The 17864-nt window shown below is 59.0% G+C and carries 28 protein-coding genes and 1 pseudogene; 8 read left to right on the top strand and 21 right to left on the bottom strand.

Going from position 1 to position 17864, the window contains the following annotated elements:
- Positions 1–25: 25 nt before the first annotated feature.
- Positions 26–457, bottom strand: coding sequence for a hypothetical protein (locus E3U23_RS07020; RefSeq protein WP_279350516.1), 432 nt, complete (start codon positions 455–457; stop codon positions 26–28).
- A 53-nt stretch (positions 458–510) separates the two neighbouring features.
- A complete protein-coding gene (locus E3U23_RS07015) occupies positions 511–1188 on the bottom strand; it encodes a DUF2726 domain-containing protein (RefSeq protein WP_279350515.1) in 678 nt (225 codons plus the stop codon).
- A gap of 27 nt (positions 1189–1215) precedes the next feature.
- On the opposite strand from E3U23_RS07015, the gene E3U23_RS07010 reads away from it, so the two are divergent.
- Entirely contained in the window at positions 1216–1395 is a 180-nt protein-coding gene (locus E3U23_RS07010; protein WP_279350514.1) for a hypothetical protein, read from the top strand.
- 4 nt (positions 1396–1399) lie between these two features.
- On the opposite strand, the gene E3U23_RS07005 is transcribed toward E3U23_RS07010, so the two are convergent.
- The 3 genes and pseudogenes from E3U23_RS07005 to E3U23_RS06995 all read right to left on the bottom strand — a co-directional run bounded on the left by E3U23_RS07005 (position 1400) and on the right by E3U23_RS06995 (position 3771).
- The gene (locus E3U23_RS07005) at positions 1400–1531 is read right to left on the bottom strand and encodes a hypothetical protein (protein WP_279350513.1); all 132 of its coding nucleotides are present in this window, start codon (positions 1529–1531) and stop codon (positions 1400–1402) included.
- A gap of 85 nt (positions 1532–1616) precedes the next feature.
- Positions 1617–1852, bottom strand: a pseudogene (locus E3U23_RS07000) (DUF188 domain-containing protein); the annotation flags it as partial.
- 29 nt (positions 1853–1881) lie between these two features.
- Positions 1882–3771: a CshA/CshB family fibrillar adhesin-related protein gene (locus tag E3U23_RS06995; protein WP_279350512.1), complete on the bottom strand. Its 1890-nt coding sequence runs from the start codon at positions 3769–3771 to the stop codon at positions 1882–1884.
- Between the two features lie 209 nt (positions 3772–3980).
- Between E3U23_RS06995 and E3U23_RS06990 the strand changes: the two genes are divergently transcribed.
- Complete coding sequence (locus E3U23_RS06990; RefSeq protein WP_279350511.1) at positions 3981–4271, top strand: hypothetical protein; 291 nt, start codon at positions 3981–3983, stop codon at positions 4269–4271.
- Between the two features lie 214 nt (positions 4272–4485).
- Here E3U23_RS06990 and E3U23_RS06985 read toward each other — a convergent pair whose 3' ends face one another.
- Genes E3U23_RS06985 through E3U23_RS06975 form a run of 3 tightly spaced genes read right to left on the bottom strand, consistent with a single transcriptional unit; the run spans position 4486 to position 5794 of the window.
- Positions 4486–4911 (bottom strand): hypothetical protein, encoded by a 426-nt coding sequence (locus tag E3U23_RS06985; protein ID WP_279350510.1) that lies wholly within the window; start codon positions 4909–4911, stop codon positions 4486–4488.
- Positions 4912–4914: 3 nt separating this feature from the next.
- Positions 4915–5262 carry a hypothetical protein gene (locus E3U23_RS06980; RefSeq protein ID WP_279350509.1) on the bottom strand — a complete coding sequence of 116 codons (348 nt, stop codon included), beginning with the start codon at positions 5260–5262 and terminating at the stop codon, positions 4915–4917.
- 52 nt (positions 5263–5314) lie between these two features.
- Positions 5315–5794, bottom strand: coding sequence for a response regulator transcription factor (locus tag E3U23_RS06975; protein ID WP_279350508.1), 480 nt, complete (start codon positions 5792–5794; stop codon positions 5315–5317).
- A gap of 175 nt (positions 5795–5969) precedes the next feature.
- On the opposite strand from E3U23_RS06975, the gene E3U23_RS06970 reads away from it, so the two are divergent.
- Entirely contained in the window at positions 5970–6311 is a 342-nt protein-coding gene (locus tag E3U23_RS06970) for an HPF/RaiA family ribosome-associated protein (RefSeq protein ID WP_279350507.1), read from the top strand.
- 21 nt (positions 6312–6332) lie between these two features.
- Here the strand turns inward: E3U23_RS06970 and E3U23_RS06965 are convergent, their stop codons facing one another.
- Positions 6333–6782: a pyridoxamine 5'-phosphate oxidase family protein gene (locus E3U23_RS06965; RefSeq protein ID WP_279350506.1), complete on the bottom strand. Its 450-nt coding sequence runs from the start codon at positions 6780–6782 to the stop codon at positions 6333–6335.
- 803 nt (positions 6783–7585) lie between these two features.
- On the opposite strand from E3U23_RS06965, the gene E3U23_RS06960 reads away from it, so the two are divergent.
- The 3 genes from E3U23_RS06960 to E3U23_RS06950 all read left to right on the top strand — a co-directional run bounded on the left by E3U23_RS06960 (position 7586) and on the right by E3U23_RS06950 (position 9649).
- A complete protein-coding gene (locus E3U23_RS06960; protein WP_279350505.1) occupies positions 7586–8038 on the top strand; it encodes a DUF3429 domain-containing protein in 453 nt (150 codons plus the stop codon).
- Between the two features lie 133 nt (positions 8039–8171).
- Positions 8172–9239, top strand: coding sequence for a PAS domain-containing protein (locus tag E3U23_RS06955; protein ID WP_279350504.1), 1068 nt, complete (start codon positions 8172–8174; stop codon positions 9237–9239).
- A 2-nt stretch (positions 9240–9241) separates the two neighbouring features.
- Positions 9242–9649, top strand: coding sequence for a response regulator (locus E3U23_RS06950; RefSeq protein WP_279350503.1), 408 nt, complete (start codon positions 9242–9244; stop codon positions 9647–9649).
- Between the two features lie 6 nt (positions 9650–9655).
- Here E3U23_RS06950 and E3U23_RS06945 read toward each other — a convergent pair whose 3' ends face one another.
- Positions 9656–11110 (bottom strand): S41 family peptidase, encoded by a 1455-nt coding sequence (locus tag E3U23_RS06945; RefSeq protein ID WP_279350502.1) that lies wholly within the window; start codon positions 11108–11110, stop codon positions 9656–9658.
- Positions 11111–11354: 244 nt separating this feature from the next.
- Between E3U23_RS06945 and E3U23_RS06940 the strand changes: the two genes are divergently transcribed.
- Together E3U23_RS06940 and E3U23_RS06935 are read left to right on the top strand one after the other, a co-directional pair.
- Positions 11355–11939 carry a YbhB/YbcL family Raf kinase inhibitor-like protein gene (locus E3U23_RS06940; RefSeq protein WP_279350501.1) on the top strand — a complete coding sequence of 195 codons (585 nt, stop codon included), beginning with the start codon at positions 11355–11357 and terminating at the stop codon, positions 11937–11939.
- 27 nt (positions 11940–11966) lie between these two features.
- Positions 11967–12224, top strand: coding sequence for an SWIB/MDM2 domain-containing protein (locus E3U23_RS06935; protein WP_279350500.1), 258 nt, complete (start codon positions 11967–11969; stop codon positions 12222–12224).
- A gap of 5 nt (positions 12225–12229) precedes the next feature.
- On the opposite strand, the gene E3U23_RS06930 is transcribed toward E3U23_RS06935, so the two are convergent.
- The 11 genes from E3U23_RS06930 to E3U23_RS06880 all read right to left on the bottom strand — a co-directional run bounded on the left by E3U23_RS06930 (position 12230) and on the right by E3U23_RS06880 (position 17793).
- Complete coding sequence (locus E3U23_RS06930; RefSeq protein ID WP_279350499.1) at positions 12230–12631, bottom strand: DoxX family protein; 402 nt, start codon at positions 12629–12631, stop codon at positions 12230–12232.
- On the bottom strand, positions 12631–12864 hold the full coding sequence (locus tag E3U23_RS06925) for a DUF3253 domain-containing protein (RefSeq protein WP_279350498.1): 234 nt from the start codon (positions 12862–12864) through the stop codon (positions 12631–12633). The genes E3U23_RS06930 and E3U23_RS06925 overlap by 1 nt, the downstream gene beginning before the upstream one ends.
- Positions 12861–13151 (bottom strand): DUF427 domain-containing protein, encoded by a 291-nt coding sequence (locus E3U23_RS06920; protein ID WP_279350497.1) that lies wholly within the window; start codon positions 13149–13151, stop codon positions 12861–12863. The genes E3U23_RS06925 and E3U23_RS06920 overlap by 4 nt, the downstream gene beginning before the upstream one ends.
- Entirely contained in the window at positions 13148–13597 is a 450-nt protein-coding gene (locus E3U23_RS06915; protein WP_279350496.1) for a DUF1810 domain-containing protein, read from the bottom strand. The genes E3U23_RS06920 and E3U23_RS06915 overlap by 4 nt, the downstream gene beginning before the upstream one ends.
- The gene (locus tag E3U23_RS06910) at positions 13590–13928 is read right to left on the bottom strand and encodes a DUF3140 domain-containing protein (RefSeq protein WP_279350495.1); all 339 of its coding nucleotides are present in this window, start codon (positions 13926–13928) and stop codon (positions 13590–13592) included. Before E3U23_RS06910 ends, E3U23_RS06915 begins: the two co-directional genes overlap by 8 nt.
- Positions 13928–14119, bottom strand: coding sequence for a DUF3008 family protein (locus tag E3U23_RS06905; RefSeq protein WP_279350494.1), 192 nt, complete (start codon positions 14117–14119; stop codon positions 13928–13930). Before E3U23_RS06905 ends, E3U23_RS06910 begins: the two co-directional genes overlap by 1 nt.
- Complete coding sequence (locus E3U23_RS06900; RefSeq protein ID WP_279350493.1) at positions 14119–14349, bottom strand: DUF2945 domain-containing protein; 231 nt, start codon at positions 14347–14349, stop codon at positions 14119–14121. Before E3U23_RS06900 ends, E3U23_RS06905 begins: the two co-directional genes overlap by 1 nt.
- A gap of 22 nt (positions 14350–14371) precedes the next feature.
- On the bottom strand, positions 14372–14689 hold the full coding sequence (locus tag E3U23_RS06895; protein ID WP_279350492.1) for a hypothetical protein: 318 nt from the start codon (positions 14687–14689) through the stop codon (positions 14372–14374).
- Positions 14690–14761: 72 nt separating this feature from the next.
- Complete coding sequence (dapD, locus tag E3U23_RS06890; RefSeq protein ID WP_279350491.1) at positions 14762–15586, bottom strand: 2,3,4,5-tetrahydropyridine-2,6-dicarboxylate N-succinyltransferase; 825 nt, start codon at positions 15584–15586, stop codon at positions 14762–14764.
- Between the two features lie 48 nt (positions 15587–15634).
- Positions 15635–16705, bottom strand: a complete 1071-nt coding sequence (locus E3U23_RS06885) for a phosphotransferase family protein (RefSeq protein WP_279350490.1) — start codon at positions 16703–16705, stop codon at positions 15635–15637.
- Positions 16705–17793 carry a Zn-dependent alcohol dehydrogenase gene (locus E3U23_RS06880; RefSeq protein WP_279350489.1) on the bottom strand — a complete coding sequence of 363 codons (1089 nt, stop codon included), beginning with the start codon at positions 17791–17793 and terminating at the stop codon, positions 16705–16707. The genes E3U23_RS06885 and E3U23_RS06880 overlap by 1 nt, the downstream gene beginning before the upstream one ends.
- Between the last annotated feature and the right edge of the window lie 71 nt (positions 17794–17864).

Below are 17864 nucleotides of genomic sequence, written 5' to 3'. Positions count from 1 at the left end.
TGGAAGTTTTGTATAACTCCCTCCATTAGAATCTAAATTGATATCGGGCGTCAGCGACAATCGCGGAACCGATTGAAAAGGTGACGACCACCAAAGACACAATGAGACAAATCGGCCAAACCATAGCGCGGAACATGGGGCTGCCATTCTTAACGTCGACAAGCTCCGCGAATGTCGTTGTGCCAAAAAGAATCGCCAAAGTTGCACCGGCCAAAATCATCCACACTCTAAATGTTTTTAGCCCATTTTGGTATTGCTCGTCGCTACGGATTTTGGGTTCATCATTCGCTTCAATAGCGATAAGAAAACAGAAGAATGCGCCTGCAATAGCGACGGTCTTCACATCCAGTATTTCCCACCATTGCAAAACATCGCGTGCGACGAGGATCCTCAAAAATAGATCGATTCCCACTGGGAAAAAGGGGACGATTACCCGAACTGTTAGCCATGAGAGCATCTAATTTGTCTCGTTAAAAGTGCTGACATGGTCAAGCATTATCATTCCATTATCTATTTGGCAGGAACCAGCTTCTCCACCAGCGCCCTGAGTTCGCTCGGCGTGGTGTGGCCGGCGACGATCTCGTGATAGCCGATCCCCGCCTTGCGGAGCGCTTCCTTCTTCACCGCATCGCGCGCGGCGGCGCTGGAGCCGGTGTGGTGGCCGCTGCCTTGGTATTCGAGCGCGTGAACCACGCAGCATTTCTCGTCCATCAACGCGAAATCGACGCGCTTTGAATTGACCGCGAAATAAGCGTCCTTGTCAGGGCTGGCGAGGAATTCTCCAAGGCTGACCTGCGCCATGACCTGCCAGCCAGAATTGCGCGCGGCCACAGTCTTGTCGAGTGCTTCGAATACCTTAGCTTCCGATCGATTCAGCAGTGCCCGCGATGTGAACTTTGCTTTGCTAACGCTTTTCAGTTGCTCAGCTGCAAAGTCCGCAGGGGTGTACCGCGCACCTTTGCGTCCGCTCCAATAGGCTCGTTTTTTAGAGAGCTTACTTTTCTCGTCGACAACGGTCATGGTGAGGAAAAGTGCGCCGACGCTAAGTACCAAGCCAAGTATCAACATGGTGGCCGGCCAAGGACTATTTAGAAGGATCTTCAAGAATTTCATAAAATCGGCATAAGATAATTGGAGTTGGCAAAACGTAAACCGAACTTGATCGGCGTTCAACGCCTCACTAGCCATCGCATCCCAACCCGCCCATAGCGGCGCATGGCCGATCTCTACCGCAAGAACCTCGAATCTGAACGTCGCAAGCTGTGGGGCGAGTGTCGTCTCAAGGGGTTAAAGCGCGATACGCCGCAGCGCATGCGGATTGCCGAGATCGACCGGTTGCTTGCGGAGCATGCGGCGAAACAGTCGCAGCCGCCGGTCGAGAGCGGGGAGGGCTAGGCCCTCAACTGTTCTTCATGTTCTCCAGCCCCTTGATGCTGCCGGGCTTGGTGCTGGGGTTGGACGCGTTGGTCTTGGGTTCTTCCTGTTTGGGTTTGCGGTTTTCGCGGCTCTTCTTCTGCTGGCCCTTGGCCATGGTCTTTTCCAATCGGGACGGAATGCCCCGGCGCGGCACTACACCCGATCGGCAGGCAACCCCGCATCAATTCGGCAGGGCGGCGCTAGCGCGTCAGCGACGTCATCACCCGGTCGAGCGCCTGCAGGAACCGCGAGCGGTCGGCCTTGCTGAACGGCGGGGGACCGTCTCCGACCCCGTCATCCCGGCGCGCAGGTCTTCCATGATCGCGCGGGTGGCCAGCGCGCTGCCGATGTCGAAGGGTTTGCCGTCGTGGCGCAGCACCGTCGCGCCCGCCTTGAGGCAGCGTTCGGCCAGCAGGATGTCGGCGGCGATCACCACGGGTGCTTGCCTGCTTCTTACGCGATTTTCTACTTTACAACGGCCCTGTATCTCAGGGTGAAGCTGGGATGCGCTGACCCATTCGAAGGGGAAAAGGTTCCAGTCGGCGAAAAGCGAATGCGTGCGACCGCGGGATCTTCGGGCGCCTTGGGCGTGTAGGAGTAAGTGCTTCCAGCGGCCTGGTCGGAAAAGGCCGTGTTGCTCGCCGCAACGTATGACAGTCCGCTCGGGGTCGTACCGTTGGTGAAAACGGGCGCGAAAGCGGTCTGCCACGCAGTATTGACACTAGGTCTGTCGAGCAGGCGCAGGGTATTGGCATCCGCGGGTGCGTCTCCGGTATTTGTAACGACCAGCGTGTATTCGACGACTGCGCCAGGTATGGCCTTCGGCTGCGAACTGCCCGTTGGGTCGGATACGATGCGCGAGGTTTTGCTTACCGATACGATTGCCTGCGCCGGCCCGCGGGTGTTGGTAATGGTACAGGTAATGACATCGCCAAGCTTCGGCACCACCAGTCCCGTATTCCCACCGGAAGGGAGGGCGGTAGACGAGCCTGTATTGCGGTTCGTGCAGGCAAGATTGGTCGTGTAGCGACCGAGCGTCGTCGTCCCGCTCGCTGTCTCGTTCAATCGGTAGGTCGTGCCGGCGGTGACGGCCAGCCTGCCGGTTGTCGACGGCGTCGCCGTGCTCCCCGTTCCGGCGGTGGTGAAGGCAGCCGTCTGCGCGCTTGCGTCCTGGTTGCGAACCTCCAACCGGAACTGATCTGTCGCGAAGATGCGTCCTGCCGCGGAAATGACGGTGCGAAGTTCCAGCTTGGGGTTCGGGGTATTGGTAAATACGCAATCGACGAAATCGCCGAATTGAAGCGTGCCGAAATTATATCGGTTGGTCACGGTGTCGCGCGGGAGAATGGTGGTGGAGCCCGTGTTGATGTTCGTACACGTCAGCGTGGCTCGATAATCCGCAAGCGTGCTGGTGCTTCCGCTGACCATTTCCTCGCGCAGAACAAGCGGAACGCCCGACGTGGAAGAAAACACTACGGCTTCGAAGGGGCCGCGATCCGTGCCGCTGGTTTGTCCGGACGCATACACGGTAGATCCGTTGCTGGATTCGATCAGGAAGCGGAACTGATCGTTATCGGCGATCCGCGCGGCTTCGATCTGTTTGCTGAGCGTTATCGAGGCGAAGCGGATTGCGAACATAACGCCCTGCAATCCCGCCCCTTGCAGTGTGACGCTTACGGTTCCGGGGTTGAGCGAACCCACAATATACGCACCCACGCGGCCGGTCAGGCCTCCGCCCGTCGAAAGGAACGTCGCCGTGCCGAGACCGCTGTTGGTGGGATACTGGCCGCCGCTGATCGGTGCCACGCGATCCAGCAATTGCCATGGTCCGCCATTGGTCGTGTAGCGGAGCGTTTCACTATTGTCGGTCGATTCCGCATCTGCAACCACGAAAGCGAACTGGTTCGTCTGACTGGCTCCGGGCGGTGGGGTGATGGTAATGTTCGAGAATGTAAGTGTCGTCTGCGAACCGGCGACGTTCTGATAGAGGATCGGACGGCCCGGAATATTCAGAAAACTGCTATTACCGACGGCCGCCCCGGTCCAACTCGGCGCGGCAGCACTCGATAGAATAGTAAGGGCCGTGGTCGGACTGTTTGTCACCTGCAGCCGAAATGTGAGCCTCGACCCATCAGGCAGCGTGTAACTGAGATTTTGTCCCGTGGTGCGGGCTACAGTATCGCTGTAATTGCTCATATTGAGCCAGCAATACGTCTGCCACGAAGCCGGAGCCGAACCGCGCGCACCGGCGCGAGAGCAATCCTGCGCAGAAAGGCCGGGCGCGAACCCTGCGAGGAACACGGCGCACAGCAAGGCGATTGCGCGGAGCCAGTAAGATTTGATGGGGAACGTCAATGAATCGGGCCGGCCTGCTTTCTCGATTACGCGGTAAAGGAAGAGCGTTAATTTTCGGTAGCATGACGCACGCTACTCACGGTGCAATTGTGGAGGGCTTCGCCATCTGAGCAGTTCGCTGCTGTTTCACATTCGCTCGGAGCAACCAAATCCCGTCCCAAGCATTTGTGCAGTGCAGCATTCCCGCTGTCGCGTAAGGAATTTCTGCCATGACCAGACCCGATCATACCGCCTGGGCGCAAATCGCGCTCGATAGCTGGTCACTCTCATTCGAAGCGGCCTCGGTCGTGTGGCTGCGCTCGATCCGAATGATGAGCGGCGGGAAGCTGGCCGAACGCGAGGCGGAGCGGATGGTACGCGAAAAGGTGGTCGCCAATATGATGTTGTGGCCCGCGCTGATGGCGGGCGGCTTCGGCCAATCGGCAGAGCAGCTCTCAGCGGCTGCGCTCAGCCATTACGGCAAGCCCGTGCGCGCCAATCGCCGGCGGCTTTCGCGCTGAATTGCATTACCTCCATTTCGGAGACGCTTTCCTACGCTTGCCGAAAAAGGGCAGTGGGGCATGATGGATTGTCAGGTCAGGGCGGCGCTTTTCGAGGTTGGTAGACTCGATTCGGACGAGGCGAAGTTTCACCCTTGGACGGTGTTCCATGTGTTCCATCGGATTGGGGCGGCGCGATGCCAGTCCCACATTCGTCCAACAGAACGGCGCTCGGTCAGGCGTCGTCCTGTTGGACCTTGCCGCGCTTGTCGGCGAGTAGCCCGATTGTCATCGCGAACAATGAGGGGAGGGTCCAGAAACCGGCCAGACGCCAAGGAATCATCCAGTACTGGCGCGGCGTCACGAATGTCATCAATTCGAACAGGACGGCGGCGCCAAGAAATCCGGCAAACCAGAGCGGCCAATGCCGCTGACTGGTCATGGCATAACGGTAGACCACGAAAAGAAGCGCTGTGTCGACCACAGTTACGGCCACGAGGGCCATCATCGGATCGAGAAACAGATAGATAGCGCCCGAAACCAGGGACGCAGCAAGGACCGTCGCGACAATCGGACGGTCCCGCTGGTCACCTACCTGCCAGCTGATCACGACCGCTCCGAGAACGAGCAGCCAGAAAGCGAGCAGGAAGAGCGAAGGCATGGTTCAGGCGGCCTCGCGCGCCGTTGCGGTATCCGTCGCCTGGCCGATAGCCTCGTACTCCGGAGGGCAGCCGAAACCCACGGTCTGCAGCGTGGAGGCGTCCTGAATACGGCGCAGTTCCTTGGTGGCATGGCCAAGATCCTGGCGCGTACCGATCATCTTGCTGAGCCCTTCGCCCGCATTGGCGAGCGCCAGCTGCGCCGTCTTGATCGGAAGGTTGGAAGCCTTGCTGACCTCCACGATGCTCGCGCACAGATGGGCTAGCGACATGACGGCCTGATCCACCGCGTCGACGGACTTCTGGGTGTCGCTGGCGACCACTTGGCCGGCTGCCTGTTCGATGTCGTACATGCAAATGTCCTTTTCATGCGCCGCGCGACATTGCGCGACGAGAGACAACACATCAGCGGCGGGCGGTGTTGGCCATTTCCGAAACACCCAGAATGGCGAGGACCATGAAACAACTGACCATGACGGAAAGCATGGCAATGCGCAGGACGATGGCGTTTCGCTCTTGGAGAGACAACTCGTTGGGCCGACCTCCGAATGGGGGGAAGATATCCCACCTGCGTTTCGGCAGACTATCCGTTTGCGCATTCTGCGGTACAGAGAAACACAGCGAAACATCCTCTTCCAGTTCCGGCTTGGTAAACATGAACGGAGTCGTACTCTCGCCGGCTTCATCTTCCGCCTCGAGCTCTTTAAGCTTGGCGACGGCCGCCATCCGGTTGTTGACCTGCAGGGCATCCAGCGCTGCGGCGATATGCTGATCGACCGTGCGCGGCGAAATACCCAGCTTGTGCGCCGCTTGCTTCGATGTCAGTCCTTGGCGGACCAAATCGAGGCATTCAAACTGTCGATCCGTCAGGAACGGATGTTTCATCTGTGCATGAGCCAAAAACCGCTTCTCCTATTAGACGATTTTTGCGACCGCTCCGACCTTTTTTGCCAGCATACATCATATGATACGGGTAGTGGAACAGCAAATTCAATTGGTTGAAGGGATAAAGCTACGGATTAAGCCGTTCTTGATGATACCCAAAGAGAGGTAGTTATCTATGCAAGTTCAGTTCAATTCCGACAGCTCCGTGATGGGGACCGAAAATGTCGCCACCCGTATCGAAGCCAGCGTACGCGAGAAGATTGCGCGGTTCGAAGACCGGCTGACCCGGCTTGAAATCCATGTGCGGGATGAAAACGGTGCCAAGGGCGGGGCGGACGATAAGGCGTGCACCCTCGAAGCGCGGCCCTCCGGCGGTAAGCCCATCGGGGTGACCGCGCATGCGAGCACGGTCGATGATGCGGCGCGCAAGGCGGCCGGCACAATGGCGCAGCGCCTCGAGCGGCATTTCGGGAAGGGCGACAAGCACCGCCACGATCCGCGCCCCGACAAGGCCTGAATCCTGCCGGGGCGGCGGGGGTCAGTCGATGTCGAAGTCGGCTTCGTCCTCGCCGTCCCAATAGGCGGCGCGAGTTGCATGAACATGCAGCAGGACCATGCCTTCGGATTCGATACCGTCTTCGAACCAGCGCTCGAGTTCATCGACCCAATGTTTCTTAAAGGCAGCCTTGTCGCGCACGATCTCGGCCGAACCTTCGAGCGAGATAAAGATGCCGGGGGCGCCGTTTTCGCCCTGCGCGCCCTGTAAGGAAAGGCCAACCTTCGGATTGCGCTTGATGTCGTCGACCATCAGGCAATCTTCCCAAGTGAAGTAGTAGCTGTCGCCATCGTAATCGACTTGGCGATTGTTGCTCATCGGGCGTGCGCCGATCTGGCCATCCTTGGTGTGGGTGTTGAGCATGACGAAGTCGATGTCCTTCATCGCTTCGGCAATGTGGGTGAGGTGCTGTTTCGGTGTCTTATCAGTCATCTCGGTGATCCTTTCACAGGCGTAACGCTTGAAAGGTCGAAAGTTCGATTAGAATCTTCACGAGGGGCAGAAGTTCAGCCGCTCTGAAATACCGGTGTCGGCGATGGACGCGTTGCAAATTTCAGGACGTATCAGAATAAGTGTCAAACAACCGGTCGTGGCGGCCAAGTTTGGCTGCTTTTCTTCATCGGAGTGTTTAGCAATCAACGCTGGGTAGATCGGGAGCACGGCTGAATTGCGAATGCGTTTCAACTGCTATCTGTAACGGCGGCAGCCGTCCTCCTTGCGGTGTGCCGCCAACACCTACATAGCGATGCGATGCTACGATCCGGGATATTGCGATAGTGCAGGCCTTACGAATGACTTTGCGAATGGCTGTAGTGCTAGCGGCGCCGGCTTTGGTCGCATGCCAGGGCAGCAGCCCCAGAAAGGAGCCGACCTTCTCTGCCATTGCCTCCGATGAACCTGTGTTTTTCACAGGTACCGAACCGTTCTGGAGTGGGGAGGCGGCAGCCGGCAGGGCTACCTGGATTACACCGGACAACATGGGTGGAACAGAATTCGCAGTGTCTCGGTTTGCAGGCAATAACGGTGTGAGTTTTTCAGGCGAGCTGGACTCGAAGCAATTTGACATGATGGTTACCCCCGGCGCCTGTTCCGACCAGATGAGCGATCGAACCTATCCCTATGTCGCGACGGCAACGATCGGGAATAGCCGGTATCATGGATGCGCTTGGACGGAACGTCAGCCGTTTTCAGGACCGCAAGCGCCATGACAGGTCTATTCGATGGACCGGTTAAGAATGGGTAGTATCCCTTTCTGGCCTCGCTTCCTCGGTTTCTCCGGGCTTCTGCCGCAAGCCGCCTGTGCTATCGTTGTGTGGGTCGGTCCTACCTCGTGGCATGGTGCGGCACTCGGCATCGCAGTTCTCTATGCCGGGCTGATACTTACCTTTCTCGGGGGGATGTGGTGGGGGATTGCCGCTGCGGCCCCAGCAGCGGAACGTCGGCGGACCCTGCGGTGGCTATGGATCGCCGCTGTCCTACCGAATTTTGTTGCCATGGCATGTTTGGGACCGTGGGCATTGGATATGGTCGGGGTGGAGCCTTCGCTGATCATGCTGGCGTCTGCCGTTTTATTGAGTCTGGGTATCGACGTGCGCCTGGATCAGCTTTCGCCCCGCTGGTGGATGGCATTGCGCGTTCCGCTTTCTATCGGACTGGCAACGGCGACGTTTCTGTGTGCTTTCGCCTGATAAAAATGTCACACGGTAGTACAGCTACCAAGCGCCTGACTTACGCGAGGGAACAACGATTAGCTCTGCACGCTTTCGCTCAAATGGGTGGCAATCGGGATCGCGTGCGACCGGTCGAAAAGACGGAACAGGAATGACGGATACCGACGAACGGAAAGTGCGCGATAGCGATCAAGCTCACACGGCTTTCGATACTAGTCCGAATGCATTTCGAGAAAGAAACCCCAGTGATACGTTCTCCGGCGTTTCCGGTGTTCTGTTCGAACGGGCAATGGCGCAAACCCGGATGGCTATTTGCCTGACCGATCCGCAGCAATCCGATAACCCGATCGTTTTCGCCAATCGCGCATTTCGTAAACTTACCGGCTACGACGAAGAAGAGATCATCGGCAGCAATTGCCGGTTTCTGCAAGGTCCGGAAACCGATCCCGAACAATTGGATCGAGTACGGCAGTCGATCGAAGACGAGCAGGTCATCGTCGTTGAACTGCTGAACTACCGCAAGGATGGCAGCACGTTCTGGAACGCTCTGCATGTTGGCCCCATCTACGACGACAGCGGCAAACTGATTTATTTTTTCGGAAGCCAGTGGGACGTTTCGGAAGTCAGGGCGTCCCGCGCGGAAAAACTGCACGCAAAGGAAATGGCGCGCGAGCTTTCGCATCGGATGAAGAACATGTTCGCCGTCATTGCCGGGATCGTAAACGTCACCGGCAGGGTACGCGGAGTTGAGAGCGAAGCATCGGAAATGGTGCAGCGGATCCAGGCTCTCGGTCGCGCCTATGAGACGACACTGGATGAGGCGTCGACCGGGTACATAGAGGTCAGCGGTGCGATCGAAGCGATCCTAGCGCCTTATGCGGAACAGAACGATCTCGATCTGGTAGGTCCTGAAGCTCTGGTAAGTTTCAGTACGATTTCGATGATGGGCCTGATGCTGCACGAATTGGCGGACAATGCCGAGCGCTTTGGCGCATGGAGCAATGGGTCAGGACGGGTGCGGATATCGTGGGACCGCGTCGACGAAGACGTTCTGGAGCTCCATTGGACGGAACTGGGAGGGCCGCCAATTTTGGACAGTGACCCTGCGAAAGGGGCGGGCACGCAAATCGTCGATCGTCTCCTGCGTGCTGGCAATGGATCGATAGAACGTCGCTGGAATGCCTCCGGGTTCGAGGCCGATGTTAGATTGAAAGCGTAAAGATGGTCGGAGAAGATGGTATCAAGAAAATCCTTTTGGTCGACGACGAACCTTTGATCCTCATGGATTTGGAATTTGCGGCAGAAGATGCGGGTTTATCGTGCCTTGCGGCGACCAATGTCGAAACTGCGCTACAAATGATCGAACGAGATCGTCCTGACTGTGCAGTCCTTGATGTCAGCCTTACGGGAAACGATACATGCGTTCCGATCGCCCGCGAACTGGATCTGCGTGGAATCCCATATATCATTCACTCTGGCGATCTTGACCGCCAGAACGAACGCATTCGTTCCTTGGACGCGCCGCGCGTCGCGAAGCCATGCAATTCCGACACGGTTATTCGTAAGGCGCTCGATCATGCTTCGGGCACGGCGAGCCAGACCGACGATAGCGCTGAAGCGGCGGAGTAACGCTATCTAGAACAGCCCTGGTATTTCCGACTGCGCCGCGCTTGGTCGGGCCGAGAGCAACAGCTCTCTGCGAGGCACCGCCTGAGCGGTTACGCCCTTCTTTGTTGCGGTGACCGTGATCGGCCGGCAAGTCCGCCCGGCAAGATAATCTAGCGCGGTACTGATCGATTCCTCACTCGGATCGCCCAACTGGCGGGTAAGCTGGTCGTCCGCAGCGCACGTCGCCTGCATGACGCTTGCAAGGCCCCGATAATATTCGCCTTCGCCATCGGCATTCTCGGTCTGCAAGGCGACGACGCGCAAGCGATCGTCGCATGCCGAACGGTCCAGCGCGATCTGCCCGACCGGTTTACCGAATGTGTTCGTGCCGATGAGGCCGATGTTCTCATCGAGATAGGCGAGCATCGAATTCGTGACGAGTTCGCTGGCAGACGCCGTTCCCTCCCGCCCGATGACGGCGATTTTCGTCGCCGATATCGCTTGTGGCTGGGATGAGAAAAGGGTCGTTTCGTTATTCTCGGATTTGGATGGCCGGAACACAGTACGGCTGAAAACTTGGCCCGTCTTATCGGCGGATAGAAGGTCCCCGAGCAAATCCGCGATCGAAATCAGGCCACCGCCATTATAGCGAAGATCCAGTATGACCTGATCGACATTCTGGTTCTGGAAGCGCTGGAACGCTTCGCGAAGATCCTGTTCGGCGGATTGGATGATGAACGTACGAAGATTTATGTAGCCGACGCGCTTGCCATCCACATCCAGGATTTTCGCTCCATAACGATCGGACACCGGATCGAGCGAATATTCGGTTTTCTGGATGGTGACTGTCCGCTCGACCCCGCCAACGGTGCGTATGCGAAGTGCGCGTGAAACCCCGGGGTCGCTCGGCCCTAAAGCATTGCTTACCGCGAACGATCCACCCTGCGCGAACAAGCTGGAGACGGTCTGACCGTCGATTGCGAGGATCTCCGTGCCTCGATCGACGCCGGCGGCGAAGGCAGGCGCGCTCTCGAACGCTTCGACCACGAAGAGCCGGCCGGCACCCTGATCATAAGAAAGGCGGACACCGAAACCCGCGTTCGATCCGGTGCGAATAAGATCGTTCTCTTCTTCGATCGACGTGATGTACGTGAAGAACCGGTCTCGTTCCTGGGCGCGGGCCGGGGCGACCAACGCATCAATGTAATCCTGCACCGTATCGTAGCTGGCCTGATTGATCCCGGTATTGAGCAAGTCGGGGAACAGGTACCATTCGCGCATCTGGCCCAGAACCCAATCCTTGCGTGCGCCGATCGAGCAATCGGCCGCGCTTCCGCCTGTGCCACCGCCGCCTGAGCCGCCCCCTCCGCCCGTATTGCCGCCGCCAATGGTTCCGCCGGTGGAACCCGAACCGCCCCCACCTCCGCAAGCTGTAAGTGCCACGGCCAGCGTTGCCGACAGGATGGTGCGAAATTTCGACATGTCTGCGTCCCCTCCGGTGCCACGAGTCGGCGACCGTTCATCTCCTTGTATAGATGACGATTAATCGTGGCTGAGCCAAGGGAAGAGGGTGAATGGAACGTGGAACGCTCTTTTTCGCTGCGCCGAAGGGTGAGAAAATCGGTGCAAACAGTGCGGAAAGGCATAGTGCAGACCGCGTTCGCCCCGCTAGACCGGTTCGAACACAGCGGAGCGTTTGTCCGCGAACAGAAATGCAGGAGTGAAAATGGCAGGTTCGGATACCGACTGGATCGGTCGAGCAATCGGCGGCGAAACCATCTCGGCTGAGCTTACGGCGGGGAAGATTTCGAACGAGAAGCAACTCGGCAAGGCGGGCTTCGCATTGTCGAGCCCCGCCTTCCAAGCAGGACGGGAACTCGATCCGAGTTTTACTGCGATCGAGGAAGACGCCGTCGCGCCGCCGCTGGAATGGACCGCGCCGCCCCCCGGCACGCAGGAACTCGTGCTTGTAGTCGAGGATGCGGCGTCGGGCGAGATCCATTGGCTCGTCTGGGGCCTGGCCGGGCAGCGGGGCCAATTGCTCGAAGGCGAGGCGCCGCCCCGGGTCGGCAAGAACGCCAAGGGCAATTCGGAGTGGCTGCTGCCAAATCCGCCGGTCGGCGTGCAGCACCTTTACGTCTTCCAGCTTTTTGCGCTCGATCTGCCGCTCACCCTGATGCCGGGTGCGACCTACGATGACCTCCTTGCCATGATGAAGGATCATGTCACGGCGGTCGCTTTGCTGTCGGCCAAATTCGAAGGCCACGTGGTCGAGGATCTCGACATGGCCGATCTCGACGATAACGAATAATGCACAACCACCAGAAAGGATTTCGCAATGGCTGGTAAGAACAATGCTCTGCAAAAACCGGTGAACCTCTCGCCGGAACTTGAAAACGTGGTCGGTAAGGGCCCGATGACGCGCGCTCAGGTCACCTCCAAAGTGTGGGACTATATCAAGGCGAACGACCTTCAGAACGCGAAGGACAAGCGTATGATCGATCCCGATCAGAAGCTTGGCGAAGTCATCGGCAAGGAACAGATTTCGATGTTCAAGATGACCGGCGCGGTTTCGAAGCACATGACCGCGACCTGATTTCACTATTGCCGGCGGCGGAACGGCCAGTCCGTGACGCCGCCGGACCACAGGGCAAGCCATACCAGGATCGGCTGCAAGACCATCCGCGGTACGTGATAGGCGAGACCAAGCCCTTGATCGGATTTGGCCATATCCAGCGCGAAATGATTGATGTTCGCCGGAAACACGCACACCGCATAGGCTGCCAGGCCGATAGCGCCCGCCTTTCGCAAACCGGGCGACAGCGGTTGGAGCAAGGCGACCGCTCCCAGCACCTCCGCAATACCCGTCGCAAAAATGACGAACTCGGGTGCAGGCACCCAGTCCGGCATGATCGAGAGGAAGGGGGCCGGTGCTGCAATATGCAGAACACCCGCCGCGAGATAGGCCAAACCCAGCACTATGCGGAATGCCGTACGGATCATTATTCTGCTTCGGCGATGCGATAGGGGCCGGAGCGCTTGGTCATCGCCTCGCCCTTCCAGGAAAGGGTGATCCTTTCCCGCGCGTGGAGACAATCGACGGCGGAGTGAACCTCCGTCATTCTATCGCGCCATTTATCCGGATCGATCCTTCTGGCGACTTCGCTCGGACAGATCGTGGCACCGATGTCGCGTTCCGCAAGCAAGGTGAGGATCGCCGCCTCGGTTTGGTTCACTCGTCGACGACTTCGACGCCGTTCCAGAATGCGATGCGATCCTTGATTTCAGCGGCTTCGGGCTTGGGATCGGGATAATACCAGGCGGCATCCGGATTGATCTTTCCCCCGGCATTGATCGATTGATACTGTGCGGTTCCTTTCCAAGGGCAGACCGTCGTCTTGTCGCTTGGCGCAAGTGCACTACGGGCGACATCGTGCGCCGGAAAATAGTGATTGCCTTCGACGACTACCGTATCGTCGCTGCGGGCGATTTCCTCGCCATTCCATCGTGCCACAACCGTCATGCGTTTACCTTTCCGGAAGATTGGATGGCGTCCAGCGTGCGTGCGCATCGTTCGCCATCGTAAAATGCATCGAGCGCGTCGGCGAACACCTGATCGTCTTCGCACGCAGCCTCGAACAAGGTCATCGAACTGCGAAATTTTATCGCGTCCACTTGGCCAAGGATATCGTGGGCAGGCATGGTGCCGGCCCATTCCAGCATTGCCTCGCTAGCCTCGATTAGCCGGGGCCCGAGCTCTTCGTGCGCCGCATAGGAACCGGCCTCGGCGATGCCGGACAACGCGTATTTACGGGCGGTCGGACTCGATCCCAACCCCTCGAGTTGCGGGAAAACGAACCACATCCAATGGCTGCGTTTCTCTCCCTGTTGCAATTCCTCGATCGCTTTTTCGAACACGCCGCCATCCTGGGCGGCGAGGAAGCGATCGAAATCGAAGGTCTCAGCCATCGTCCTTCATCGGATCGTGGCCCCAATTCATCAGGCTGTACCGCCAATCGCTGTGCTCGATATCGCCATCGGGTTTCTGCGACAAATGGCGATGCACGTAACCGACAACCTTCTCCATTTGCTCGTACTGAGTATCGGTCAGATCGTCTTTCTTGGTGTTTTTGATATCGACGATATGGCGGCCCATCTCGTGGCCTGTGCTCTCTCCGCTATCGCTGTCGCCGACCGATTTGGAGTCTTCGGTATCCAGCCACTCGTCGAGTTCCTTGGGCTGCATGTTCACACAGTCGTAGAACTCGTCGTAGACCTCGTCTTTCTTGTCGTCATCCATCAGTCGTCGTCCTCAACACGATCCGGCAGACCGTTGAGATCGGTGGAGGCATATTCCTCCAGTTCGTCCTCGCTCATGCTGTCGTACATTTGCTTCGACGCGCCCTGCAGGTCGCCGACCTTGGTCTCGCCGCGCTTGGCGGAAAGAGCCGCGCCAGCGGCCTTTTGCTGTGCCTTCGATTTTGCCGGCATCAGTCGTTCTGGGCCGACAGTTCGGAACCGCGCTTCAGAACTTCGTCACCATCTTCCTGCTCGATGAGGTAGGCAGGATTATCCTCGGTGCCGTCCTTGGTGACTTCGCTGCCCTGCAATTTGCGGGTCACTTCCTTTTCGAAGCGTTCCTTGATCTGGCCTTTACCCTTGCCGTTGCCCCATTCCCATTCGACGTATTGATTGGTCTGGAAGCTGTTCGAATTGCTCATGGGGGATACTCCTGATCGGGCCTTAATTCTCAACGGTGCTAAGACCGTCTTCCATCTCGGTCTGGTCGCCGATTTCCTGCTCGTCGCCGGACATCGGTTCCGCAGCGCCGACGATGCTGTCGGTGCTGTCGCCATCGCTTTCGCGCGACTGTATTTCGCCGGAAACGGTCGCCTCTTCCTCGACGTCCCCTTCCATGATCGCAGGAATGATCCAGACGATCGAAAGAAGGATGATCGCGAGCAGCGTTCCGCCGAGCAGCACCCAGCGCCCGACCCCCTCTTTCGAGCCGCCGCTGGCTTCGACTTCGCTGACATGGACTTCGTTATTACGGTTTTCCAAGATACGCTCCCTGCGGATGGTGTGCAGGTTTTACGCAGCTTGGCGGCGAATGTTCCGCCGGAAAGGCGCGCCTCAGTCGCGCAGCAGCTCGTTGATCCCGGTCTTCTCGCGCGTTTGAGCATCCACCGTCTTCACGATGACGGCGCAGGCGAGGCCGGGGCCGCCATCCTTGCCGGGTAGCGAACCGGGAACGACCACGGAAAAGGGCGGAATATGGCCGCGGATCACTTCGCCGCTGTCTCGATAGACGATCTTGGTCGACTGGGTGATGAAGACGCCCATCGCCACCACGCAACCTTCGCCTACGATCACCCCTTCCACGATCTCGGACCGTGCGCCGATGAAGCAATTGTCGCCGATGATGGTGGGGTTGGCCTGCATCGGTTCGAGGACGCCGCCAATGCCCGCGCCCGCGGAGATATGGCAATTCTCGCCGATCTGGGCGCAGCTGCCGATGCTGGCGAAGGTATCGACCATCGTCCCCCTGCCGACATAGGCCCCGATATTGACGAAGCTGGGCATCAGGACGCAGCCGGGCGCGATATAGGCACCTTCGCGGGCGACGGCCCCCGGTACGACGCGGAAGCCCGCCTCGCGGAAGCGGGCTTCGTCCCAACCGGCGAACTTGCTCGGAACCTTGTCGAATGCGGGGTGGCCGGCGCTGCCGCCCTCCATCACCCGGTTATCGTTGAGGCGGAAGGAGAGCAGGACGGCTTTTTTCAGCCACTGGTTGACCGTCCAGCCGCCTTGCCCGTCGGGCTCCGCGACCCGGCCTTCACCGCTATCGAGCATGGCGAGCGCGCGTTCGACCGCCGCGCGCACATCGGAGGAGGCCTTGCCCACATTCGCACGGTCTTCCCATGCGGCTTCGATAGTGCGGGCAAGGTCGGCGCTCATGTCGTTCTCCGGATTGATATCGCGTGGGCTGTTAGCAGCAGCGCCGCCTCAGTCCATCCCTGCCTTCTGCGCGAATTCGTAGGCGCGATCGACCAGCGGTCCGACCCGTTCGCTCATCTGCTTGGCATGGGCGGAGGACGCGGTACCGTCGATCACGCGCTTCTTGATGCCCTGGATGATACCGGCAAGGCGGAACAGGTTGTACGAGAAGTACCAGTCCATCGGCGGGACCGGATAGCCGGTGCGCGCGACATAGCGGTCCACCGCTTCCTGTTGCGTCGGGATGCCCAGCGCTTCGAGACCTTTCCCGCCGAGGCCGGCGCGACCGTCGCTTTCGTTCTGCCAGTTTAGCATGAGGTAACTGAAGTCGGCGATCGGATCGCCCAGCGTCGACAGCTCCCAGTCGAGCACAGCGAGCACATTCGGCGTGTTTTTCTCGAAAATAAGGTTGTCGAGCCGGTAGTCGCCATGAACCACACTGCTTTCGTGCTGGGGCGGGATGGTCTGCGGCAACCATTCGATCAGCCGCTCCATCTTTTCCATATGCTCGGTTTCGGAGAGTTTGTACTGCTTCGACCAGCGGGCGATCTGCCGCGCGCAATAATCCATCGACTTGCCGTAATCGCCGAGGCCGATGGCTTCGGGATCCTTCAAGTGGAGGTCCGCCATCGTATCGATCATGGAATTGTAGATCGCACGGCGCTCCTCGGGCTCGATGCCGGGGAGGGCGCCGTTCCACAGGTTGCGCCCATCGGCGAGACCCATGACGAAGAACTTGGAGCCGATAACGTCCGGATCCTCGCACAGTCCGTAGGTCTTCGGCACGGGGAAACCGGTCGGCCCCAAAGCGGACATCGCCGTATATTCGCGATCGACTGCATGGGCGGACGGCAAGAGCTTGCCGAACGGCTGGCGGCGCAGGACATAGGCTCGTGATGGCGTATCGATCCGGTAGGTCGGGTTCGACTGTCCGCCCTTGAACTTCGAATACTCGATCGGGCCTTCGAACCCTTCGACATTCGCTTCGAACCACGCGGTCAGCGCATCGAGGTCCATCGCGTCCTTGTCCGACACCTCCACCGTGCCGACCATGGCCTCATCGTAGTCGATCCCCGCCATCAGTCGAACACCACGACGCTGCGGGCGGAATGGCCGCCCTTCATCTTCTCGAAGCCTTCGTTGATGTCTTCGAGCGCAATCCGTTCGGCGATGATGGTGTCGAGATCGAGCAAGCCGCGCATGTAGAAATCGACGAGACGCGGCAGGTCCACCGGGAAGCGGTTGTTGCCCATGATGGCGCCTTGCAGCTTCTTGCTGGCAAGAAGGTCCATCGCGCCGAGACCGACCTTGCAATCGAGCGGCATCATACCGAGGATCGTCGCGGTACCGCCGCGGCGCAGCAGCCTTACGGCGAGATCGGCTGAAGCCTGCCTCCCGACGGCCTCGATGGCGTGATGCACGCCGCCGCCGGTAATTTTCATTACCTGCTCCACCGCGTCGTCCGCCATCGCATCGACCGTGTGGGTCGCACCGAGCGTTTCTGCGAGTTCGCGCTTTTCCGGCAAAGGATCGAGTGCGATCACCTTGCCTGCGCCGGCGATCTTGGCCGCGTTGATCGCAGCGAGACCGACACCGCCGCAACCGATTACCGCCACCGCTTCGCCCGGCACGACCGAGCAGGCATTGAAGATCGCGCCCGCTCCCGTCGTTACCGCACAGCCGATTACCGCCGCACGGTCGAAGGGCATTTCCTTGTCGATCGAAACGCATGCGTGTTCGTGGATCAGCATTTGTTCGCAAAAAGCCGAAAGGTTGAGCATCTGCGCAACCGTTTCATCGCTCTGAGCGCGAGTGATCCGCGGAGCCTGTGTTTGCGAGCGTCGAACCTCGCTGCTTACGCACAGCGCCATGCGGCCCGTGACGCAGAACTCGCAATGCCCGCAGAAGGCGGAAAGGCAGGAAACGACGTGATCGCCGACCTTTACCGTCTTTACCTCGCTGCCGACCGCTCTCACGACGCCCGCCGCTTCGTGGCCCGGAATGGCGGGGAGGGGGTGGGGGTAAGAGCCGTTGATGAAATGCAGATCCGAATGACACAGGCCGCAGGCCTTCGTATCGATCAGGACTTCGTGCGGTGCGGGGTCGGCCAGCTCGACCTCACCGATGGTGAGCGAACCGACCTGTTCGAGGATTGCTGCCTTGGCCATACGTTTTCAATTCCAATTCTGCCGAGCCTGTCGAAGCACTGCCTTTCTTCGCGTGCAGCGCAAAACAAGAA

Origin of the sequence: Erythrobacter litoralis (assembly GCF_029760855.1) — a bacterium.
Lineage (GTDB): Bacteria > Pseudomonadota > Alphaproteobacteria > Sphingomonadales > Sphingomonadaceae > Qipengyuania > Qipengyuania litoralis_A.
This window is presented reverse-complemented; position numbering and strand designations above follow the sequence as displayed.

Excerpts from the sequence above, each read along its gene's own strand:
- E3U23_RS07020 (WP_279350516.1), bottom strand. The coding sequence starts at position 457 with ATGCTCTCATGGCTAACAGTTCGGGTAATCGTCCCCTTTTTCCCAGTG.
- E3U23_RS07015 (WP_279350515.1), bottom strand. The coding sequence starts at position 1,188 with ATGGCTAGTGAGGCGTTGAACGCCGATCAAGTTCGGTTTACGTTTTGC.
- E3U23_RS07010 (WP_279350514.1), top strand. The coding sequence starts at position 1,216 with ATGGCCGATCTCTACCGCAAGAACCTCGAATCTGAACGTCGCAAGCTG.
- E3U23_RS07005 (WP_279350513.1), bottom strand. The coding sequence starts at position 1,531 with ATGGCCAAGGGCCAGCAGAAGAAGAGCCGCGAAAACCGCAAACCCAAA.
- E3U23_RS06990 (WP_279350511.1), top strand. The coding sequence starts at position 3,981 with ATGACCAGACCCGATCATACCGCCTGGGCGCAAATCGCGCTCGATAGC.
- E3U23_RS06985 (WP_279350510.1), bottom strand. The coding sequence starts at position 4,911 with ATGCCTTCGCTCTTCCTGCTCGCTTTCTGGCTGCTCGTTCTCGGAGCG.
- E3U23_RS06980 (WP_279350509.1), bottom strand. The coding sequence starts at position 5,262 with ATGTACGACATCGAACAGGCAGCCGGCCAAGTGGTCGCCAGCGACACC.
- E3U23_RS06975 (WP_279350508.1), bottom strand. The coding sequence starts at position 5,794 with ATGAAACATCCGTTCCTGACGGATCGACAGTTTGAATGCCTCGATTTG.
- E3U23_RS06970 (WP_279350507.1), top strand. The coding sequence starts at position 5,970 with ATGCAAGTTCAGTTCAATTCCGACAGCTCCGTGATGGGGACCGAAAAT.
- E3U23_RS06965 (WP_279350506.1), bottom strand. The coding sequence starts at position 6,782 with ATGACTGATAAGACACCGAAACAGCACCTCACCCACATTGCCGAAGCG.
- E3U23_RS06960 (WP_279350505.1), top strand. The coding sequence starts at position 7,586 with ATGGGTAGTATCCCTTTCTGGCCTCGCTTCCTCGGTTTCTCCGGGCTT.
- E3U23_RS06955 (WP_279350504.1), top strand. The coding sequence starts at position 8,172 with ATGACGGATACCGACGAACGGAAAGTGCGCGATAGCGATCAAGCTCAC.
- E3U23_RS06950 (WP_279350503.1), top strand. The coding sequence starts at position 9,242 with ATGGTCGGAGAAGATGGTATCAAGAAAATCCTTTTGGTCGACGACGAA.
- E3U23_RS06945 (WP_279350502.1), bottom strand. The coding sequence starts at position 11,110 with ATGTCGAAATTTCGCACCATCCTGTCGGCAACGCTGGCCGTGGCACTT.
- E3U23_RS06940 (WP_279350501.1), top strand. The coding sequence starts at position 11,355 with ATGGCAGGTTCGGATACCGACTGGATCGGTCGAGCAATCGGCGGCGAA.
- E3U23_RS06935 (WP_279350500.1), top strand. The coding sequence starts at position 11,967 with ATGGCTGGTAAGAACAATGCTCTGCAAAAACCGGTGAACCTCTCGCCG.
- E3U23_RS06930 (WP_279350499.1), bottom strand. The coding sequence starts at position 12,631 with ATGATCCGTACGGCATTCCGCATAGTGCTGGGTTTGGCCTATCTCGCG.
- E3U23_RS06920 (WP_279350497.1), bottom strand. The coding sequence starts at position 13,151 with ATGACGGTTGTGGCACGATGGAATGGCGAGGAAATCGCCCGCAGCGAC.
- E3U23_RS06915 (WP_279350496.1), bottom strand. The coding sequence starts at position 13,597 with ATGGCTGAGACCTTCGATTTCGATCGCTTCCTCGCCGCCCAGGATGGC.
- E3U23_RS06910 (WP_279350495.1), bottom strand. The coding sequence starts at position 13,928 with ATGGATGACGACAAGAAAGACGAGGTCTACGACGAGTTCTACGACTGT.
- E3U23_RS06905 (WP_279350494.1), bottom strand. The coding sequence starts at position 14,119 with ATGCCGGCAAAATCGAAGGCACAGCAAAAGGCCGCTGGCGCGGCTCTT.
- E3U23_RS06900 (WP_279350493.1), bottom strand. The coding sequence starts at position 14,349 with ATGAGCAATTCGAACAGCTTCCAGACCAATCAATACGTCGAATGGGAA.
- dapD (WP_279350491.1), bottom strand. The coding sequence starts at position 15,586 with ATGAGCGCCGACCTTGCCCGCACTATCGAAGCCGCATGGGAAGACCGT.
- E3U23_RS06885 (WP_279350490.1), bottom strand. The coding sequence starts at position 16,705 with ATGGCGGGGATCGACTACGATGAGGCCATGGTCGGCACGGTGGAGGTG.
- E3U23_RS06880 (WP_279350489.1), bottom strand. The coding sequence starts at position 17,793 with ATGGCCAAGGCAGCAATCCTCGAACAGGTCGGTTCGCTCACCATCGGT.